The 20,191-nt window shown below is 70.6% G+C and carries 19 protein-coding genes and 1 pseudogene; 8 read left to right on the top strand and 12 right to left on the bottom strand.

The features are described 5' to 3' along the window. The first annotated feature begins 43 nt into the window (after positions 1-43). Positions 44-709, top strand: a complete 666-nt coding sequence (locus RPX00_RS36280; protein ID WP_406632201.1) for a TetR/AcrR family transcriptional regulator — start codon at positions 44-46, stop codon at positions 707-709. Here the strand turns inward: RPX00_RS36280 and RPX00_RS36275 are convergent. Continuing rightward, the gene (locus RPX00_RS36275) at positions 606-1,040 is read right to left on the bottom strand and encodes a MarR family winged helix-turn-helix transcriptional regulator (RefSeq protein ID WP_406632199.1); all 435 of its coding nucleotides are present in this window, start codon (positions 1,038-1,040) and stop codon (positions 606-608) included. The genes RPX00_RS36280 and RPX00_RS36275 overlap by 104 nt on opposite strands. Positions 1,041-1,139: 99 nt before the next feature. On the opposite strand from RPX00_RS36275, the gene RPX00_RS36270 reads away from it, so the two are divergent. The 3 genes from RPX00_RS36270 to RPX00_RS36260 are packed head-to-tail and all read left to right on the top strand — an operon-like array spanning position 1,140 to position 4,174. Then, a complete protein-coding gene (locus RPX00_RS36270) occupies positions 1,140-1,934 on the top strand; it encodes an MBL fold metallo-hydrolase (RefSeq protein ID WP_406632197.1) in 795 nt (264 codons plus the stop codon). Between the two features lie 10 nt (positions 1,935-1,944). Next, a complete protein-coding gene (locus tag RPX00_RS36265; protein WP_406632195.1) occupies positions 1,945-2,544 on the top strand; it encodes an AAA family ATPase in 600 nt (199 codons plus the stop codon). Positions 2,545-2,563: 19 nt separating this feature from the next. Then, positions 2,564-4,174, top strand: coding sequence for an SDR family NAD(P)-dependent oxidoreductase (locus tag RPX00_RS36260; protein WP_406632193.1), 1,611 nt, complete (start codon positions 2,564-2,566; stop codon positions 4,172-4,174). Positions 4,175-4,238: 64 nt separating this feature from the next. On the opposite strand, the gene RPX00_RS36255 is transcribed toward RPX00_RS36260, so the two are convergent. From RPX00_RS36255 to RPX00_RS36235, 5 genes are all read right to left on the bottom strand, one after another. Continuing rightward, positions 4,239-5,957, bottom strand: a complete 1,719-nt coding sequence (locus RPX00_RS36255) for a glycosyl hydrolase family 18 protein (protein ID WP_406632191.1) — start codon at positions 5,955-5,957, stop codon at positions 4,239-4,241. Between the two features lie 322 nt (positions 5,958-6,279). Then, on the bottom strand, positions 6,280-7,530 hold the full coding sequence (locus tag RPX00_RS36250; RefSeq protein WP_406632189.1) for an MFS transporter: 1,251 nt from the start codon (positions 7,528-7,530) through the stop codon (positions 6,280-6,282). A gap of 225 nt (positions 7,531-7,755) precedes the next feature. Further along, positions 7,756-9,807 carry a M3 family metallopeptidase gene (locus RPX00_RS36245; RefSeq protein WP_406632187.1) on the bottom strand — a complete coding sequence of 684 codons (2,052 nt, stop codon included), beginning with the start codon at positions 9,805-9,807 and terminating at the stop codon, positions 7,756-7,758. 91 nt (positions 9,808-9,898) lie between these two features. After that, positions 9,899-10,603, bottom strand: coding sequence for a histidine phosphatase family protein (locus RPX00_RS36240; protein WP_378309725.1), 705 nt, complete (start codon positions 10,601-10,603; stop codon positions 9,899-9,901). A 29-nt stretch (positions 10,604-10,632) separates the two neighbouring features. Beyond that, entirely contained in the window at positions 10,633-11,475 is an 843-nt protein-coding gene (locus RPX00_RS36235) for an undecaprenyl-diphosphate phosphatase (protein WP_406632185.1), read from the bottom strand. A gap of 161 nt (positions 11,476-11,636) precedes the next feature. Between RPX00_RS36235 and RPX00_RS36230 the strand changes: the two genes are divergently transcribed. The 4 genes and pseudogenes from RPX00_RS36230 to RPX00_RS36215 all read left to right on the top strand — a co-directional run bounded on the left by RPX00_RS36230 (position 11,637) and on the right by RPX00_RS36215 (position 15,545). Beyond that, entirely contained in the window at positions 11,637-12,599 is a 963-nt protein-coding gene (locus RPX00_RS36230; protein ID WP_406632183.1) for an aldo/keto reductase, read from the top strand. A 98-nt stretch (positions 12,600-12,697) separates the two neighbouring features. Continuing rightward, positions 12,698-13,711 (top strand): YncE family protein, encoded by a 1,014-nt coding sequence (locus RPX00_RS36225; protein ID WP_406632182.1) that lies wholly within the window; start codon positions 12,698-12,700, stop codon positions 13,709-13,711. Then, positions 13,708-13,931: pseudogene (locus RPX00_RS36220) on the top strand (DUF5703 family protein). The gene RPX00_RS36225 and the pseudogene RPX00_RS36220 overlap by 4 nt, the downstream one beginning before the upstream one ends. A gap of 210 nt (positions 13,932-14,141) precedes the next feature. After that, the gene (locus tag RPX00_RS36215; RefSeq protein ID WP_406632180.1) at positions 14,142-15,545 is read left to right on the top strand and encodes an RNA polymerase sigma factor; all 1,404 of its coding nucleotides are present in this window, start codon (positions 14,142-14,144) and stop codon (positions 15,543-15,545) included. Between the two features lie 11 nt (positions 15,546-15,556). Here the strand turns inward: RPX00_RS36215 and RPX00_RS36210 are convergent, their stop codons facing one another. The 6 genes from RPX00_RS36210 to RPX00_RS36185 are packed head-to-tail and all read right to left on the bottom strand — an operon-like array spanning position 15,557 to position 20,127. Next, positions 15,557-16,132 carry a dihydrofolate reductase family protein gene (locus RPX00_RS36210; RefSeq protein ID WP_406632178.1) on the bottom strand — a complete coding sequence of 192 codons (576 nt, stop codon included), beginning with the start codon at positions 16,130-16,132 and terminating at the stop codon, positions 15,557-15,559. Between the two features lie 6 nt (positions 16,133-16,138). Further along, entirely contained in the window at positions 16,139-16,501 is a 363-nt protein-coding gene (locus RPX00_RS36205; RefSeq protein ID WP_406632176.1) for a YciI family protein, read from the bottom strand. Between the two features lie 24 nt (positions 16,502-16,525). Next, positions 16,526-17,284, bottom strand: a complete 759-nt coding sequence (locus RPX00_RS36200) for an SRPBCC domain-containing protein (RefSeq protein ID WP_406632174.1) — start codon at positions 17,282-17,284, stop codon at positions 16,526-16,528. Beyond that, positions 17,277-17,879, bottom strand: a complete 603-nt coding sequence (locus tag RPX00_RS36195) for an ArsR/SmtB family transcription factor (protein WP_406632172.1) — start codon at positions 17,877-17,879, stop codon at positions 17,277-17,279. The genes RPX00_RS36200 and RPX00_RS36195 overlap by 8 nt, the downstream gene beginning before the upstream one ends. Before the next feature lie 32 nt (positions 17,880-17,911). Further along, the gene (locus RPX00_RS36190; protein ID WP_406632170.1) at positions 17,912-18,805 is read right to left on the bottom strand and encodes an alpha/beta fold hydrolase; all 894 of its coding nucleotides are present in this window, start codon (positions 18,803-18,805) and stop codon (positions 17,912-17,914) included. Next, positions 18,805-20,127, bottom strand: a complete 1,323-nt coding sequence (locus RPX00_RS36185; protein ID WP_406632168.1) for a M20/M25/M40 family metallo-hydrolase — start codon at positions 20,125-20,127, stop codon at positions 18,805-18,807. Before RPX00_RS36185 ends, RPX00_RS36190 begins: the two co-directional genes overlap by 1 nt. Positions 20,128-20,191: the final 64 nt, after the last annotated feature.

Here is a 20,191-nt window from a genome sequence, read left to right as displayed (position 1 = left end):
ACCAGAAGCGGAACAACGTGACCCGGTTGGTTAGACTGCGGGAATGCCAGACTCCGCCGTCACCGCGCTGCTCGCCCAGAACCAGGCGCGCGCCGACGCACAGCGCAACGTCGAACGGCTCGTCGAGGCGACCCGGCAGGCGCTCGACGAACTGGGCCTCGCGGTCACGACGCGCGACATCGCCCAGCGGGCGGGCGTCGGCCTCGGCACGCTGTACCGGCGAGTGCCGTCGCTGGACGCGCTCCTCGCCGCCATCCTCACCGACACCATCGACGAGATGACCGACCGCGCGGCCCACGCGCTCGACTCCCCCGATGCCTGGCAAGGATTCGCCAGCTTCGCCGAGACCTACGTCCAGCTGCGCGCACAGAGCTGCGGACTGCACGACGCGCTCTCCGGCCGCGGCGAGCGGCTTGACTTGGCGCAGCGGATCAACCGGCTGCAGCGGACCATGCGTCAGCTGGTCCAGCGAGCCCAGAAAGCCGGCGTGCTCCGCGCCGATCTCGACTGGCGGGACGTTCCGTTCGCGCTCGCCACCGCGATCCCGCCGGACCACACGATCGGGCTCGTCCCGCGCGGCGACCAGTGGCGGCGGAATCTCCGCATCATCCTCGACGGCCTGCGCCCGGCACGATCGCCCGCTCCAGCAGCGCCTGCAGGGTCCGCTGCTCCCGCTGGTCGAGCCCGGCCAGCGGCGAATCGCGGGTGAGCAGTTCGAGGAGCCGCTCGCGCAGCGCCGTGCCGTCCCCGGTCAGGACGAGATGCTTCGCGCGCCGATCCGTCGGGTGCGCGCGCCGCTCGATCAGGCCCTGTTTCTCCAGCTTGTCGACGACGAAGGTGGCGTTCGACGGCTCGCAGCTCATCCGTTCGGCCAGCTCGCGCATGGTCATCGGGCCGGTCAGCTCCCGCAGCGCGGTCGCCTGCGCGGCAGTCAGCCCCAGCGCCACCGCGCGCTCGCGGACATGGTCGGCGATCTGCTGCGCCAGCCCGTTCACCAGACCGCACAGTTCCCGCTCGGCGATCGCCTGAGGTTCCGTCACGCCGCCATCCTAGCAACTCCATCAAGTCATCATATTTCAAGCTTGAATGTTTCTAGCTTGATGCTTATCGTCGAGGGCAACCGAGGGAAGGAACGAACCGTGCCCGACGATCACTCCGTGCACCTGGGCGACACGAAGATCTCATTCGTGCCGGACGGTGCCGTACAAGGAAATCCGCGCCTCTGGCTCCCCGACAGCACCGCCGAAACCTGGGCCGAGCACCCCGAATACCTCGACGACGAGGGCTTTCTCGTCGCGAGCATCGGCGGACTCCTCGTAGAGCACGCTGATCGGGCGCTCCTGATCGACGCCGGGTTCGGACCGAAGTCGCTGCCCGCCGAGCCGGGCGCACCGAACGGCGTGCTCTACGGCGGCGCGCTGCTCGACAGTCTGGCCGCGCTCGGGCGCAAGCCGGAAGACATCGAGGCCGTGGCGTTCACGCACTTGCACTCGGACCACGTCGGCTGGGCCTCGCATCCGTCGGCGTTCGCCGCCGAATACCTCGTACCAGAACCGGAATGGGCGCAACGCGAAGCTTCCCAGGAGACGGACGCGATGGCCGCGAAGGTCCGCACAGTCGAGGACGGGCAGGAAGTGTTTCCGGGCGTGCAAGTCCGCCTCGCCGCCGGGCACACGCTAGGGCATGCCGAGTACGTCATCACCGCCGGCGGCCGGCGGCTGATCGCCTTCGGCGACGCGGTCCATTCACCGCTGCAGATCGAACACCCCGAATGGTCCTGCGTGTACGACCACGACCCGGTCCAGGCCGCCGTGCACCGCAAGCAACTCGTCGCCGAACTCGCCGAGCCCAGGACCATCGGCTTCGGGAACCACTTCTCCGGCGCGGTCTTCGGGACCGTCCGCGACGGACGCTGGAATCCGCTCGAACGCTAGGGTCGGGCGGATGGCCCGCCTGATCCACCTCAACGGCCCGTCCGGCGTCGGAAAGTCCACCGTCGCGCGGCGCTACGCCGATCTGCACCCTGGCGTACTCGACCTGGAAGCCGACCAGGTCGTCACGATGATCGGCGGCTGGCGGGCGGCGTTCTGGGACACCTTGCCCCTCGCCCGGCGGCTCGCGCTCGTCATGGCGGAAACGCATCTGCGAGCCGGTTACGACGTGGTGATGCCGCAACTGGTCGCGCGCGTCGACCAAGCCGAACGCTTCGAGGAAGCAGCCCGCGCGGGAGGCGGCGAGTACGTCGAGATCATGCTCGCCGCGCCCCGGCCGCAAGCCAAGGCCCGGTTCAACGGGCGCGGCGACCACGCGGCCACCGACGCGATGGCCGAACTGGGCGGCCCGGTCCTACTCGACCGGATCCACGACCACGTCGCGGAGTATCTCCCGCTCCGTCCACAGTGCACAGTCCTGGACACCGAACACCTCAACCCGGACGAAACGTGCGCGAGGGTCGCGGAAATCGTTGCCCGCCGCGCACCGGCGGAGGTACGGCGTGCACGGAACGGGGACCAAACGGGTAACCCGCCGCCCAGCCCGGCCTGAGCGCGGTATATGTCGTGGAGTGCCAGGACACAGAGCCGCCGTCCGGCCGCTGTTCGCCGTGCGGACCGCGGAACCTCGCCCCGACTTTCCCGCGCCGCCCTGGCTGCTCAGCGCCGCGGACAGCACCGCACTGCGCACCGTCGCCGCAGCCCTTCTCGACAACCCGGCTCCCGACCTCAACCTCGCCTACACCCTCGCCACCCGCACCCCACAGGCCCACCGCGTCCTGGTGCCAGCGGGCGACCGAGCCGCGCTCAAAGCAGTCGCGAACGGCGAAACACCCGGCCAAACCGTGCCGGACTGTCCCCAGCTGACCTTTCTCTCCCGGGGCACCGAACTTCCGGACGGCCGGGAAACCGAGTTCACCCAACGGTTTCCGCTCTTCGCAGCCACCTTCACCGCGATGTACGACGATTACCAAGACCGTCTCTTCGCTTTCCATGCCGCACTGTGCCAGCTGCTCGAATCCTGGGGCATCCGGCCGGACGTCGTCGCCCGCGCCGCCGACTGCCCCGGCGGCCTGGTCCTCGACCTCAGCCCGATCTCCGTTCGCGACCTCCTCGCCGAGGTCGCCCGGCTGCACACGGCAGGCATCCCCGTCGACTGGAACGCGGTCTTCCGCGGCAGCGGCGCCCGCCGGGTCGAACTGCACGGCTTGCTCTACCGGCCCGAGTGGCTGCCCATCCGGGCTAGGCCCGGCGAAGCCGAGATCCTCGAAATCCCCACCGACGGCGAACTCCACGCGCTCACCGCGTTCGCGTTGCACTCGCTTCAGGAGCACCGCGAAGGCCGGCTCATCGTCGTCACCACCAACGCCACCGGACCCGACCCGGACCTCGCGAGCGCCGCGGTCTGGGGCCTGGTCAGCGCGGCGGCCGCCGAATACCCGGCCAAGATCACCGCCGTCGACCTCGACACGCCAACCTCCGCCGGACGCATCCTCGACCTCGTCGGCGGCAGCACCGAACCCCAGCTCGCCCTCCGCGACGGCGTCCCGCACGCCTTCCGGATCGCCCGCGCGACCGCCTCCCCCGCCCGGCCGATCGATCCGTCCGGCACCGTCCTGATCACCGGCGGCACCGGCGGAATCGGGACACTGCTGGCCGAGCACCTCGTCGCTCGGCACGGGGTCCGGCATCTGGTCCTGGCGAGCCGAAGCGGTCCGGCAGCCGCCACCGCGGAATACCTCCAGGCCGAACTCGACGCGGACGTCCGCATCGCCGCCATCGACGTCGCCGACCGGGACCTGGGCGAAAGCCTCATCGCGTCCTGCCACCCGCCGCTGACCGCCGTCCTGCACTGCGCGGCGGAATTCGACGAGACCGCTGAAGGTCTCGACACGGTCCTGCGTGCCAAAGCGGATTCGGCCTGGATCCTTCACGAGGCGACCAAACACCTGCCGCTGTCGGCGTTCGTGCTTTTCTCGTCCGTCGCCGGCACCTTCGGCGTAGCCGGACAAGCTAACGACGCCGCAGCCAACCGGTTTCTCGACGCCCTGGCCGCACACCGTCACGCAGTCGGACTGCCCGCCGTGTCCATCGCGTGGGGCCCATGGAATGCCGCGCTCTTCGACGCCGCCCTCGGCAGCGAAGAGCCGGTCGTTTTTGCTCCTGGCGCTTTTGAGTGTTGAACAGAAGCTGGGCACCGGACGGATTTTCGCCCGATGCCCAGCCGTATAGGTCGTTATACAGTAATCAACTGACCGCGATGTCGTCCGCGTAGATCGGGCTCTGGCCGTACCAGCCGTGGATGTACACCGTCACCGCGCCGGAGGATCCGGTCGTGAACGGGACCGTCAGCTTGGTCCAGCCGGTGTTGGACGTCCACGAGCTGGCCGTCGCTCCCCCGCGGACTCCGGCGTAGGCGTAGCCGCCCTGCACCCAGGCCGTCAGCGTGTACGCGTGGTTCGGCGCGAGCGTGAGGTTCTGCGCCGCTTCCCCAGTGGTCGACGCGGTCGGCGAAACCTGGAGCGCGTGGCTGCCGGAGTGCACCGGCGACGACACGACGGTCCCACCCGACCACGGGCTGATCGCGCCGGTTTCCAGGTTGCCGTTGATGACGCTACCGGTCGGGCTGGTTCCGTTGACCGTCAACGTGTACGTGGCCGTGTGAGTGTTGCCGCCCGGCGCCGAGCCGGTGACGGTCAACGGGTAGACGCCCGGCTGCGTCGCCGCGGTCGTCGTGATCGACAGGTTGGCGGTGTCCCCCGCCGTGACGGTCGCCGGGCTGACCGACGCGGTCACGCCGCCCGGAGCGCCGCTCACGGAGAGCGAAACCTGTTGTGCCGTACCGGAAGTCACCTTCGTGACCACCTTCCCGGTCGCCGAACCGCCGGGGTCGACCGAGACTGAGCCGGGGCTCGCCGTCACCGAGAAGTCGTTGCCCGGCACCGGAGTTCCGCCGGTGAACGGGGCGAACGTGTGGCTGAAGTACCACTTGTCCTGCGCGATGCCGGAGCAGTCGTCGCGCGCGCCGGTGCCCGGGCAGTTGCCGTTGTCCCGTTGCAGCGCCCAGAACGACAGCAGGTTGATGCCCTTGGACACGGCCCAGTTGTAGACGCTGACCGCGTCGGCCGTGGTGAACGTTTCAGCCGCGCCGAAGTCGTCGATGCCCGGCATCTCGGTGACGCCGACCATCCCCCACAGCTGCTCCTGCGTCTTGCCCGGGTAGAGCTGCCCCAGCTGCGACACCAGCCCGGCCGCGGCGGTCTGGGTGTCCTGGGCCATGTTGTGCGTGGCGTTGTCGTAGTAGTCGAAGGTCATCAGGTTGACCACGTCGACCTTGGTTCCGTTGGAGACCGCGTTCCGCAGCACGTCCAGCGCGCTGGCGAGACCGCTCGTGGTGGTCGGCAGCGTGTAGGAGATCTGCAGCTGGCGGCCTTCGGAGGCGGCCCAGTCCTGCACCTTCTTGATCGCCTTGTTCCGGCGGTCGATGCCCGCGGAGTTGGTCAGCGAGTTGTCCTCGATGTCCATGTCCAGGCGCGGGATGTCATAGGTGGTAATCAGCGATTTGTACGCGGCGGCGATCTTGTCGACGTCGGTGCAGCTGTCGGCGATCTCGGTGGCGTTGTGGGTCGCGGTGTAGCCGCCGAACGACGCGATCACGTCCCCGCCGCGCGAGCGGATGGTGCGGAAGTCCGCGCCGAACGTCGAATCCGCCACCGGCATGCCGGCGTCGCCGTTCCAGAGGACGGTGCACGAACCCGTGGACGCGGTCTGCAGGAACGCCATCGTCAGATGCTTGACGCCCGCCTCCTGCGCCATCGCGGCCGGGCTCTGGCCGTTCCAGGACTCGAAGTAGGGCGCGAACACGTGGTTCGGCAGCGGCGTGGCGGCGTGCGCCGCCCCCGCGGTGGCGGCCAGCACGCCGAGCGGAGCCACGGCGGCGGCCAGGAGAGCGGACAATCTGGACAAGTGACTTCTTCGTCGCATGCGGGCTCCAGTGCCGGAAGGGACCGTGCGGCGGCGGCGCACGGCCGGAACCTTCTCAGAATTGGACTGGACCAGTCACCCGTCAAGGTCTAGACCACTAATGCGGCCGAACGGCCGGGTCGGATCGTCGGGCGCCACCGGGGGCCGGTGGTCCGGTCCGGCTGGGCCGGGCTCGTGCGCGCTCGTGCCGGTTCTCACCGGCATCGCCCTCGCGACCTTCCGCCCGCGCCCAGCGGTGCCCGGCCCAGGGTCGTGAGTGTTCATGCCGATGAGAACCGGCGCGAACACTCACCACCCCGGCGAATCAGCCGACCTGTTCCCGAGCCGGAGCCGGTGCGCCGAGGGCGAGCTTCGTCGACCTCGTCGTCATCGAAATCGCCGCCGCGGCCAGCGTCGACACCGCCAGGAACCCGAACGCCGCGGCGAATCCGAACCGGTCCGCGAGCCAGCCCATCACCAGCGGCGCGAGCACGCCGGCGAGCTGGCCGCCGGTGTTGACCAGGCCCATCCCCGCGCCCACCAGATCGCGCGGCAGCACGCGCAGCGGCAGGCCGACGATGCCGATCGAGGCGAGGCCGCTGATGAACATCGCGACCGTCTGCAGCACGGTGAACCCGGTCGCCGAATCCGACAGCAGCATCGCCACGAGCACCCCGGCCGCCGCGACGAGCGCGGGTACTACGAGCCAGCGCGGCCGGTGGTCGAAGTACCGGCTCATCAGCCACCCGCCGAGCAGCACCGCCGCCGCGCTGACCAGCTGCGGGATCGCCGCCGAGACCCCGGCCGCGACCAGCGACAGGCCCTTCGTCTCGACCAGGTACGACGGGACCCAGGTGATCATGCCGTAGGCCAGCATGTTGAAGCAGGCGAACATCGCCGCGCAGCGGATCACCAGCCGGTTCCGCAGCACCCGCGACACCGGCACCTTCACCGGAGTGACCTGCGCTTCCGGTTCGGTCAGCTCTCGCGGCAGCGGCGCGGGCAGCAGCCGCCACAGCGCCAGACCGACCACCAGCCCGGCCACCGCGACGATCCAGAACGTGTGCCGCCAGCCCGCCGCGACCACGAGCGGCGCGACCAGCAGCGGCCCGAGCCCTGCCCCGACCGAGTTGGACGCCAGGAGCAAGCCCGCGCCGCGGCTGCGGCCCGCCTGTGTCGTGCGCTCGGCGAGCGCCTTGAACGCCGCGCCGGGGAACAGCGCCTGCGCGAACCCGAACGCGGCGCGCAGCACGAGCAGCACGACGAGTCCGGGCGCGAATCCGGTGGCGGCAGTGAAAATCGACCACGCCACCAGGGAAATCACCAGCAACGGCCGCGCGCCGACGCGGTCCGCGAGCAGCCCGCCGGGCATCTGCCCCACCAGGTAGGCGATCGCGAACGCGGAAACGACCAGCCCCTGCGTGGTCTTCGACAGCCCGAACTCGGCGCCGATCAGGGGCAGCGCGACCGCGATCATGACGCGGTCGATGTAGTCGATGATGAAGACGCCGACCAGCAGCGCCAACGTGGTCCGTTCGGTCCGCTTCACGACCGGGGCGGAACTCGGAATGCTCACCGTCGGATCCTCCTTGATTCGGCGACGCCGCATTGTGCGGTCACGCACCCCCTCCCCGGCTTCGTCGGATCCGCCGACAGTCTGGCCCCGGGTTCAGCCGATCCGACGAAGAGGAGGGTCCGCGCTGGTCACAGCCAGGGCGGGAATCGCAGGAGGACATAACAAAGCCCTATACGGCGAAGCCGGTCGCCCCAGCCCCGCCGTATAGGACGTTATACACTCAGCTTACGCGCCGGCGAGACCCCGGCGCTTCAGCAGCGGCTCGATTTCCGGCGCGCGGCCGCGGAAGCTCGCGAACGCCTCCATCGGGTCGACGCTGCCGCCGAGGCCGAGCAGGGTCGCCCGGAAGTGGTCGCCGTTCTCCCGCTTCAGGCCGCCGTTCTCGGTGAACCACTCGACGGTGTCCGCGTCCAGCACCTCGCTCCAGATGTAGGAGTAGTACCCGGCGCTGTAGCCGCCCGCGAAGACGTGGTTGAAGTACGTCGTCCGGTAGCGCGGCGGGACGCTTTCCAGCGCCACGCCCGCCTTTTCCAGCGCCTCGGCCTCGAACCGCTGCACGTCCTCGACCCGGTCGTCCGGGCCGAGCCGGTGCCACGCGAGGTCGAGCAGCGCGGCGGCGAGGTACTCGGTGGTGCGGAAGCCCTCGCCGTACTGCTGCGCGGCCTCCAGCAGCTCGACCTGGCCCGCCGGGAGCGGCTCCCCCGTCTCGTGGTGCTTGGCGTAGTTGGCCAGGATTTCCGGCCACAGCATCCACATCTCGTTGACCTGCGACGGGTACTCGACGAAGTCGCGCGGCACGTTGGTGCCGGTGAAGGTCGGGAACTCGACGCCGGACAGCAGCGAGTGGAGCGCGTGCCCGAACTCGTGGAAGGCGGTGCGCACCTCGTCGAGCGAGAGCAGCGTCGGCTCCCCCTCGCGCGGCTTGGTCACGTTCAGCACGTTGACCACGACCGTGCGCCGCCCGAGCAGCCGCGACTGGTCCACGAAGTTGTTCATCCACGCGCCGCCGCGCTTGGAGTCGCGGGTGTAGTAGTCCATCAGGAACAGGCCGAGCCCGCTGCCGTCGGCGTCGAAGACCTCGAAGATCCGCACCTGCGGGTGGTACTTCGGCAGGTCGTGCCGCTCGGTGAAACTCAAGCCGTACAACCGGTTCGCGGCCACGAACACGCCGTCGTGCAGCACCCGGTCCAGTTCGAAGTACGGCCGCAGCGCGGCGGTGTCGAGCTGGAACCGCTCGCGTTCCACCTTCGACGCGTAGAAGGCCCAGTCCCACGGCTGCAGCGTCGCGCCGGGCACGTCCGCTTCCAGCAGCTGCTGCAGTTCCGCCGCCTCGGTGCGCGCGTTCGCGACCGCCACCGGAGCAAGCCGCTCCAGCAGGCCGCCCGCGGCCTCGACGGTCTTGGCCGTCTCGTCCGCGATGACGTACGCAGCGTGGTTCGGGTAGCCCAGCAGCGCGGCCCGCTCGGCGCGCAGCCGCGTGATCTCCTCGACGATCGCGTTGTTGTCGTGCGCGTTGCCGCGATTGCCACGCAACACCGAAGCGGTGTAAACGCGCTCGCGCACCGCGCGGTTCTCCAGCGAAGCCACGGCCGCCTGCGCGGTGGGCAGCGTCAGAGTCAGCACGTACTTGCCTTCGAGACCGCGCTCGGCCGCCGTCTGCGCCGCCGCCGCGATCGCGCTTTCGCCGAGACCGGCCAATTCCGCGGCGTCGTCGAGCACCACCGCGAGATCGTTGGTGTCGCGCAGCAGGTTCTGCGAAAAACGGGTCTGCAGCGTCGAAAGCTGCTCGTTCAGCGCGCGCAGCTTCGCCTGGTCCTCCTCGGGCAGCCCGGCGCCGGCGCGGCTGAAGTCGGTGTAGCGGCGCTCCAGCAGCCGCAGTTCTTCCGGGGTCAGGCCCAGCTCGGCGCGCTTCTGGTACAGCGCGTCGATGCGGGCGAACAGCCGCGGGTTCAGGTGGATCGCGTCCTCGTGCGCGGCCAGCTTCGGGGCCAGCTCGGCCTGGATCTCCTGGACCTCGTCGGTCGCGTTCGAGCCCGAGATGTTGAAGAACGTGCCGGACACCCGGGTCAGCAGCGCTCCGGCCCGCTCGAGCGCCGCGATGGTGTTCTCGAAGGTCGGCTCGGCGGGGTCGTCGGCGATCCGCTCCACGTCGGCGGCGTGCTCGGCGAGCCCGGCCTCGAAGGCGGGCCGGTAGTGCTCGTCGGCGATGCGGTCGAACGGCGGCAGCTCGTACGGCAGGTCGCTGGGGGCGGCGAACGGGTTGTCCGGGGAAATCATTCGGGTTTGCGCTCCTGGTTCTCCACAGGGTTCTCCACGTGGTTCCGCCCACCCTACGGGGTCGGGCATCCGACGGAAGGACTGTCGATCGTCAGCGGCCCGTGCTTCCGCCCACGACGGCGTCGCTGGAGGACTTCTTCGAGCGGCCCTTCTTCTTGGGCGGCGGCGGCACGATCCCGGCCAGGTCGCCGCCGTGCTCGTTCACGCGCAGCACGAACGGGCGGGTCTCGGTGTAGCGGACGACCGACACCGCGGCCGGGTCCACGACGATCCGCTGGAAGGCGTCGAGATGCTGGCCCAGCGCGTCGGCGAGGATCGACTTGATCACGTCGCCGTGGCTGCACGCCACCCACACCGCGTGGTCGCCGTGCTCGGCGGTGATCCGGGCGTCGTGCGCGCGGATCGCGGCGACCGCGCGCGCCTGCATCTCGGCCAGTCCCTCCCCGCCGGGGAAGACCGCCGCCGACGGATGCGCCTGCACGACGCGCCACAGCGGTTCCTTCACCAGGTTCTTCAGCTCCCGGCCGGTCCACTCGCCGTAGTCCACTTCGGACAGCCGGGGCTCGACGAGCTTCGCCAGGCCCTGCGCGGCGGCCAGCGGCGCGACGGTCTGCTTGCAGCGCAGCATCGGCGACACCACCAGCTCGGCGACCGGCACTCCGGCGAAGCGCTCGACGAGGGCGGCGGCCTGCGCCCGGCCGGTGTCGTCCAGCCCGACCTTCGGGGTGCGCCCGGCGAGGACGCCCGAACCGTTGGCCGTGGACTTTCCGTGCCGCAGCAAGATGACCGTGCTCACGACGCCACCCTAACCGGTGACCGGCGGGTTCAGCTCCCGGCGGGTCCCGCGTTCGGGTCGAGCACGCCGCCGAAGACCAGGCCGAACAGCAGCACGCCGAGCACCACGCGGTAGATCACGAAGGGCACGAAGCTGCGCTTCTTGATGTAGGACATCAGCCACGCGATCACCAGGTAGCCCACGCCGAACGCGACCAGCGTGGCCAGGATCGTCGGCCCCCACTGGGCGTTCTCGCCGTTCTTGCCGATGTCGGTCAGCTTGTACAGCCCGGAACCGAACACCGCGGGAACGGCCAGCAGGAACGAGTACTCGGCGGCTTCCGAACGCGTGTAGCCCATCAGCAGGCCGGCGCTCGTCGTGCCGCCCGAGCGCGAAACGCCCGGGATCAGCGCGAGCGCCTGCGCGAAGCCGTACACGAGGCCGTGCGGCACGTTCAGGTGGTCCAGCGTCCGCTGCTGCTTCGCGGTCCGGTCGGCGAACAGCAGGATCAGGCCGAACACGATCAGCGTCGTCGCGGTGATCCGCAGGTCGCGGAAGGCCCGGTCGATCTCGTCCTGCAGGAGCAGGCCGAGCACGACGATCGGCAGCGAGCCGACGATGATCAGCCAGCCCAGCCGCGCGTCCGGATCGCGCCGCCAGTCGGGGCGGTACAGGGAAAAGAACCAGGCGCGCAGGATCCGGCCGATCTTCGGTCCGAAGTAGAGGATCACCGCCAGCTCGGTGCCGATCTGGGTCACCGCGGTGAACGCCGCGCCCGGGTCGCCCCAGCCCGACAGGGCCGCGACGATCCGCACGTGCGCGCTCGAGGAGATCGGCAGGAACTCCGTCAGCCCCTGCACCAGCCCCAGGACCAGGGCCTCGAACCATCCCATCAAGCCGCTCCCGCCGGTTCGCCCGCCCGCGCGGGGCGCTGTCCGATTCGCACGGCCGGGAACCTATCGGGTGGCTCCTGAGGACTCCCGGGAGGGCCCCGGTCCGACACGGCGTCACCTTGGTCGGGTTCGGCGGGGTGCGCCCACTAGGCTCGGCGGTCGTGGAAAAGCGACAGCTCGGCCGGTCGGGACTGCGGATATCGCGGATGGCCCTCGGCACCATGACGTGGGGCGGCGACACCGATCCGGACGAGGCGGCCAGCCAGCTGGTCGCGTTCGTCGACGCGGGCGGCACGCTCGTGGACACCGCCGATCTCTACGCCGGCGGCGAGGCCGAGCGGATGCTCGGCGAGCTGCTGTCGGACCTGGTGCCGCGCGAGGACGTCGTGCTGGCCACCAAGACTGTCGCGCGCCGCACCGACGGGCCGTTCGGCGGCGGGGCCTCGCGCGGCGCGCTGCTGTCCGCGCTCGAAGGCTCGCTGCGGCGGCTGCGCACCGACCACATCGACCTGTGGCAGCTGCACGCGTGGGATTCCGGCGTGCCGATCGAGGAAACGCTGTCCGCGCTCGACTACGCGGTGACGAGCGGCAAGGTCCGCTACGTCGGCGTCTCCAACTACGCGGGCTGGCAGCTCGCGACCGCCGCCTCGCTCGCCACGGTGCCGCTCGTGTCCGGGCAGTTCGAGTACTCGCTGCTGGAACGCGGCATCGAACGCGAAGTCGTCCCGGCCGCGGCGCACCACGGGATCGGCGTCCTGCCGTGGGCTCCGCTCGGCCGCGGCGTCCTCACCGGCAAGTACCGCACGGGCACGCCCGCCGATTCGCGCGGCGCGTCCGCCGAGTACGCCGGGTACGTCGAACACCACCGCACTGAACGGGCCGCGCGGATCGTGCAGGCCGTCGCGACCGCCGCCGAAGGGCTCGGCACGTCGCCGCTCGCGGTGGCGCTCGCCTGGGTGCGGGACCGGCCCGGCGTGGCCGCTCCGGTGGTCGGCGCGCGCGACACCGGCCAGCTCACCGGGTCGCTCGCCGCCGAAGACCTCACGCTTCCGCCTGCCATCCGCAGCGCGCTGGACGACGTCAGCAGCGTCGACTTCGGCTATCCGGAACGGGGCACCCGGTGAGTCGCAGGTGTCGGGTCGGTGACACGGGCGTGACGGTTCGGCGTTCGGAGAGGATGCTGGAGGGACCCGCTCGCCGGAGCTTTGCTGGAGGTTTCAAGGTGCGTCGGCTCACCGCCGCCTCGCGGATCGCGATCCCGCTGGCCGGTGCGCTCGCGCTGTCCGCCTGCTCGTCGTCCGCGCAGCCGAAGGACAGTCTGCAGGTCGTGGCCAATCCGACGGCCGCGGAACCGGCGGTCTCCCCCGCCCGCACGGTGCCTCCGTCCGGGCAGGTGCTGCCCATGCCGGTGGTGTCCGCGATCGGGACCGACCAGCAGAGCCACACCCTCGTCGTGGCCCTCTCCCAGCCGCCTGAGCTGCGGATTTACGATCTCGCCTCGCTCGGCGCGCCGAAGAAGACCGTCGCGCTGCCCGGTCCGGCGGAATCGCTCAGCGTGTCCGGGGGCCAGGCGCTGGCCGGTGTCCCGGGCAAGGGCGTGCTCGCCCGGGTCGCGCTGCCGAGCGGCCAGCTGACCGCCGAGAAGGTCGCCGGACAGCCCGCCGCCGGGCTCGCCGACGGACCGGACACGCTCGTCGCGGTCCGCGACCGCAAGGCCGTCGAGGTGCTGGCGAACGGCGCGGTGGCGAAAACGATCACCGGGCAGCTCTACAGCGCCGACGACGTGGTCGACACCGGCAACGGCGTCGTGGTCCTCGACCGGCTCCGCACCGCCGTGTTCAGTGTCGACGTCAAGGCCGGGACCATGGACGAGGGCCTGCGCGCGGGCGACGGCGCGGCCAACGCGGTCGCCGACTCCTACGGCCGCGTCCTGGTCACCGACGCCCGCGCGGGCGCACTCCTCGCGTTCTCGACCAACCCCCTGATCCTCCGCCAGCGCTACCCGGTGCCGGGCGGCGCGTACGGCATCGCCTACGACGCGAAGCGCAGCCTGGCGTGGATCACCCTGACCGCCCGCAACGAGGTCGTCGGCTACGACGTCCGCGGCGGGGAGCCCGTCGAGAAGTATCGATTCCCGACCGTGCGCCAGCCGGACACGGTGGGCGTCGACGACCAGAGCGGCCGCGTGTTCGTCGGCTCGGCCGCCGGAGAAGGGACCCAGGTGATCCAGCCATGACGACAGTCGACGAGGCGGTGGTCGAAGGGGATTGGGAGTATCGCCGCCTGCGCCTCCCCCGGCGATCTCGCGGCGCGCGGCGATGATCCAGCTCTCCATCCACGCGGAGTTCGCGGGCTGGGAACTGCGGACGGTCCGGCTGTACGCCGACGGGACGCGGCGGGTGTGGCTGCGGCGGAAACGCAGCGCGGCGGACCACACGTCGGGGCTCGCGACCTGACTGTGTCTGATTGCCGCGACTGGGTCTGATTGCCGCGACTTCGTCGCGGCGGAGAAATCGCCTTCATCCGGTTTCTTCCCTCCCGATCCGCTCGGCCCGGGGGCCGAGCGGATCGCTCAGTCCAGAAACCGGGGCGATTTCTCGGTGGGGTGTGGTGTTCGCCCAGCGGACGTTCCCTATCGGCACTTCGACACGGGGGTCTCCTGCCGGATGGGCGTGGACCTCGGAGTCCCCGACGCCTATACCCACCTGCGGCACTACGTTTTCCTCCCCGAGGTTCCCGGCCCCGCCGGTGCGGCTGGTCGGCGGAGGGTGCCGTTGTTCGATGCCGGATTCTCGGTGGACGACTACCAGCCGGACGTTCGGGAGCGGCGTCGCCTTGCTGCGCTACGTCCGCGCCTGAACCAGGATGGCGTGGTGAACGATGTCGCCGAACTGACCGAACGGATCTGGCGCACGGACGCTCCCAGCATGCTGGGAGCGCTCAGCCGTCGGCTCGGCGACTTCGACCAGGCCGAGGAAGCGCTGTCGGAAGCGATCGCCGAGGCGCTCAAGCGGTGGCCCGGGGAAGGAGTGCCGTCCAATCCCGCCGGATGGCTGGTCACCACCGGCTGGCACAAGGCAATCGACCGGCTCCGGCGGGATGCGGTCGGCCGGGAGAAGGCTGCTCGGGCGGCGTCGGAGCCTCCGCCGGAGCCGGGGGCCGACGACCGGCTGGGGATGATTTTCGCTTGCTGCCACCCGGATTTGCCCGAGCCCGCGCGGGTCGCGCTCACGCTCTACGCCGCGGGCGGGTTGACCACCGCGGAGATCGCGGCCGCGTTCCTCGTACCGCTGCCGACGATGGCGCAGCGGCTTTCGCGGGCCAAACGGCAGCTGCGGGAGCGCGGCATCGGGTTCGAGCCGCCACAGGAGTACGCCGATCGCCTTCCGGCCGTGCTCGCGGTGCTCTACCTGGTGTTCAACGAGGGGTACCTGTCCAGCGGTCCGTCGGCGCAGCGGCAGGAGCTGGCGCGGGAAGGGGTTGAGCTGGCACGGCAGCTTGCCGAAATGCTGCCGCGCGAGCCGGAGGTCGCCGGGCTGGCCGCATTGCTGGAGTTGCACCAGGCGCGCGTCGCGGCACGGTTCGACGCGCAGGACCGCATCGTGCTGCTGGAACACCAGGATCGGCGACTGTGGGACCGTTCGGCGATCCAGCGCGCGGTGCTGCGGTTGCGCGCGGCGGTGCAGCTTGGCCAGCCCGGGCCGTACCAGACCCGGGCTGGCATCGCCGCGATACACGCCGTCGCGGCCAGTTTCGAGGACACTGACTGGGTTGGCATCCGAGCGTTGCACGACCGGTTGTACGCGCTGGATCCGTCGCCGGTGGTGTTGCTGAACCGGGCGGTGGCCACGCGGTACGCCGTCGGCCCTGCCCCGGCGCTCGACGAGGTCGACGCGCTCGAGGACCGGTTGTCCGGCTATCACCGGTGGCACGCTGCCCGCGCCGATCTACTCGCCGCGCTCGACCGGCCCGGCGAGGCGCGGGTGTCCGCGGAACGGGCGCTCGAGCTGGCCACGAACCCGGCCGAACGGGAGTTGATGGCGCGCCGAGTGGCCGAGTTCGCGGGGTAGCAAGCGACCGGTCAACCGGCGACCGGACGGTAGACCTGCGCCATCGTGCCCGCCTTGAAGACGGTCGTGCTGACGAGATCCAGGTTCACCGGCTTCGGCAGGTCGCCGAAGAGCGCCTGCCCGGCACCGATCGCGACCGGATGCACTACGAGTCGGTACTCGTCCACCAGGCCGAGCCGCACGAGGCTGCGGGCGAAACCCGCTCCCCCGTGCGCGAAAATGTCTTTGCCCGGCTGTTCTTTCAGCCGCTGGATCTCGTCGGCGAGGTCGCCGTGCGCGAACCGGGCCGACGACCAGCTTTCCGCGTAGGAGGACAGATCGGCCTCCGCTGGTTTCTGCCGGGTGAACACCACCTTCGGGATGTCGTTCATCGGCGCTGCCACGGGCTCGGGCGACGTCGGCCAATGCCGCGCCATCGCGTGGTAGGTCCGGCTTCCGACGACGTGCACGCCCGCCTGCTGAAGGTTCTCCACGAGCCAAGCCGCCGAGTCCTCGCCGCGCGAGCGCAGCATCCATCCGGCCTCACCGTCCGGTCCGCAGACGAAGCCGTCCAGCGACATCGACATCTTCAGAACGAGTTTTCGCACCAAGCCTCACCCCTCCTCGCGGCTCAGCATCGGCCGGACCTCGACCGCGCTCACCCCCGGCCCCAGCGGCCAGCTCGCCGCGATCTCCACCGCCTCGTCGAGATCGGCGCACTCCAGCACGATGACCGAGCCGACGACCTCCTTCAGTTCCACATAAGGCCCGTCAGTGACCACCGGCTGTCCGTTCGACCCGGCGCGCACCGTCTTCGCCGTCTCGCGGGGCTGCAGTTCGACGCCGTTCCCGACCTTTCCGGTCGGCTGCCAGCGCTCGAACCACGCGTAGATCCCCGTCATCGCGGCCTCCTCGTCCGCGGCGGACAGGGCGGCCCATTCGCGGTCGTCGCCGCAGATCAGCATCGCGTACTGCACGATCTCTCCTCATGGTCGGAAGCACTATCGACCAGGTGACGAATGAGCGGCCCGGTTTTCGACAGCGACCATCCACTCCGCCCACTTCGCTTCCTCGGCCGCCGCGTCCACGTCCGGCGCGACCACGTGGTGAGTCGCCACCAGGGGGCCGTGGAAGCCTTGCAGGAAACAGAAAAGCCCCGCATCGGTGCGGATCCCGACGGTTTGGTCGTTCACCGCGTAAACCACGCCGTCGGTACCGGCCAGCCGGACCTTCGCGCCGACAGTCAGCTGCTCGACGCCCAACTCCTTCGCCAGCGCAGCCCACAACGCCGGCCAGTCTGTGACAACCGCAGGCCCGAACGCCGTCACCGGCTTCGCGGTCCGGCCCGGGAAGTGCCGCACGAACTCCACCAGGTTGCGGAAGAACAGCGCGCCGCCCGCCTGCATGGCCTCGAACTCGTCCGCCCAGTCGTCGCCGGGCAGGAAGCCGCTCGTGACGCAGCGGATCACCGAACTGCCGCCGTCGCGGCCCTCGACGAGGAATTCGTACGCGATCCGCCGTCCGTCCGGCTCCGGTTCGCCGCCGTAGGCCAGCCGGTTCGGCGGGTCCCACGCGGTGATCGGGTGCGTCGGCTCGTAGGCGGCGAACGCTCCTCGCACCGCGCCGCCCAGTCCGCCGTCGACCTCGTTGCGGCCCATGAACCACGAGTCGATCCCCGGCCCGGTCGCGATCGCCGCCCAGACCTCCTCCGGTTCGACCGGGACCTCGGCGACGTCGATCTGCTCGAATTCCTTACCCACGCCCGTCTTCCTCCCCCATCGGCACGCTCGGGTGCACCGCCAGCACCACGCGGTGCGCGCGGCCGTTCTCGGCTTTCTCGTCGTGGTACTTCCCCACCAGCTCGGTCACCGCGGTCGCCAGTTCCTCCGCGAACGCCGCCCGGTCCGCTGCCGAAGCGAACCGCACTTCGCCGTCGAGCGCGAAGGTGGCGACGCGTTTCTTCGCTTTCGCCGCACCGGTGATCAGGATTCCGACATCGCGCACCAGCCGTCCGGCGACCGCCAGCAGCCAGCGCGCGGACAACCGGTCCGGCGACTGCGCCGGATCAGGCTGCACGGCCGCGAGCGCGGACGGCGAGATCACGTACGACGCCGCGGTCGCGCGCATCATCCGCTCGGTGACGTTGCCCTTGCGCCGCTCTTCGACCAGCTCCACGAGCCCGTGCTTCTCCAGCGCGCGCAGGTGGTAGTTGACCTTCTGCCTCGGCAGGTCCACGCGCGCGGCCAGCATCGTCGCCGACGCCGGCTGCGCCAGTTCGGCCAGCAGCCGGGCCCGGACCGGGTCCAGCGACACCTCGGCCGCGGCCGCGTCCTCGATCACCGCAACGGGAAACATGCGTCCCATCGTCCGGTTGAAAACTCAGATTGTCAAGACAGGTTTTGTTGTCGGTAGACCTCGTGCACCACCGCGGCGATGCGCGGGACGACCTGCGCGGCGGCCTCCAGCGGGACGACGTGCCCGACCCCGGGCAGCACCACGGCGTAGCCCTGGGCCAGGCCGCGCACGAACTGCTCGACGTCCGACGGCGCGACGATCCGGTCCCGCTCCCCCACGATCGCCGTCACCGGCAGGTCGCCGGCCAGCGAAAGCGCGGCCTCGCGCGCGTAGGCGTCGAGGGCGGGCCGGAACTGCGCGATGGTGTGCGGCCAGTTGCCGCGGATCATCTTCACGGTCAGCTCGACCAGGTCCGGGTCCGGGTCGTCGCCGAACAGCCACCAGCGCAGCCCGGCGCTCACCGCGCGGCTGGTGTGCTCGCGGACCAGGCCGTACAGCTTCCCGCCCAGCACCATTTCCAGGTCCTGCGCGACTTTCCCGAGCGCGTTGGGCCACGCCGCGGACGCCTCGGTGGCGATCCGCCCGGACGACGTCGACAGCAGCACCAGCCCGCCGGCGCGCGCGGCGAACAGCTCCGGATGCCGCTGGGTCAGCGACATCACCGCGAGCCCGCCCATGTCGTGCCCGACGAGCACGACGCGCCCGTCCGGGACCTCTTTCTCGAGCACCTCGGCGAGATCGTCGGCGAGCTGGCCCATCGTCGCGGTGCCGCGCGCCGCCCGGCCGGATTCGCCGTGCCCGCGATGGTCGTAGCTGAGCACCGCGAGCGGCTGCTCGACCGCGTCCGGCAGCAGCGGGGCGATCCGGCCCCAGCTGCGCTGGTCGAGCGCGTAGCCGTGCAGCAGCACGACCGTCACGGCCGCCGCCGGGTCGCCCCTGCGCACGAGGTGCAGGGGCGTCCCGTCGGCCAGCCGGAACTCGGGCATCAGGACGAGCGGAGGAACCGGTCCAGCACGCGGACGCCGAACTTCAGCGCGTCGACCGGGACGCGTTCGTCCACGCCGTGGAAGAGCCCGGAGAAGTCGAGGTCGGCGGGCAGCTTGAGCGGCGCGAAGCCGAAGTTGCGGATGCCGAGCTGCTGGAACGACTTCGCGTCGGTGCCGCCGGACAGCATGTACGGCAGGGTGCGCGCGCCCGGGTCCTCGGCGAGCACCGCGGCGGTCATCGCGTCGACGAGCGCGCCGTCGAACGTCGTCTCGACCGGCGGCAGCTCCATCCACTCCTTCTCGATGTCCGGGCCGAGCAGCTCGTCCAGCTCCCGGTCGAACGCCTCGATCCGGCCGGGCAGGATCCGGCAGTCGACCGCGGCCTCGGCGACCGAGGGGATCACGTTCGACTTGTAGCCCGCGGTGAGCATCGTCGGATTCGCGGTGTCGCGCAGGGTCGCACCGATCATCCGCGAGATGTTGCCGAGCTTCGCGACCGAGCCCTCGAGGTCGTCCTCCGGGAAGTCCCAGCCGGTGATCTCGGTGACGCCGGCGAGGAACTCGCGCACGGAATCGGTCAGCACCAACGGAAACTGGTGCGTGCCGAGCTTCGCGACCGCCTCGGACAGCTTCGTGACCGCGTTGTCCCGGTGGATCATCGACCCGTGGCCCGCGGTGCCGCGCACGCGCAGCTTCATCCAGCGGATGCCCTTCTCGGCCGTCTCGATGACGTACGCGCGGACGTTGTCCTTCAACGTGATCGAGAAGCCGCCGACCTCGCTGATCGCTTCGGTGACACCCTCGAACAACTCCGGCCGGTGCTCGACCAGCCACTGCGCGCCGTACTTGCCGCCCGCCTCCTCGTCCGCGACGAACAAGAACACGAGGTCGCGCGGCGGGACGATATTGTTGATCTTGTAGTGCCGGGCCAGCGCGAGCGTCATGCCGACCATGTCCTTCATGTCGACCGCGCCGCGCCCCCACACGTACCCGTCCTGGACCGCGCCGGAGAACGGGTGCACCGACCACTCGGCCGGATCCGCCGGGACGACGTCGAGATGCCCGTGAATCAGCAGCGCACCCCGGCTCGGGTCGGCCCCCGGCAGCCGCACGACGACGTTGTGCCGGTTCTTGCCGCCGGACTCGACGTAGGTGATCTCGTACCCGGCGTCAGTCAGCTTCTCCGCGACGTACTCGGCCGCGACCCGCTCGCCCACGAGGGTTTCGGGGTCGCCGGTGTTGGTGGTGTCGATGCGGATCAGCTCGCTGGTGAGCGTGACAGCCTCGTCCGCGGCGGCGTCGATCAAGTCAGTGTGGGTCACCGGCCATTCCTATCATCCGCCGCCCGAAGACGCCGCCGTCCCGGCGAGTGGAACCACACACGGG

The sequence above is a fragment of the Amycolatopsis sp. WGS_07 genome (genome assembly GCF_045278895.1).
In the GTDB taxonomy this organism is placed as follows: Bacteria; Actinomycetota; Actinomycetes; order Mycobacteriales; family Pseudonocardiaceae; genus Amycolatopsis.
This window is presented reverse-complemented; position numbering and strand designations above follow the sequence as displayed.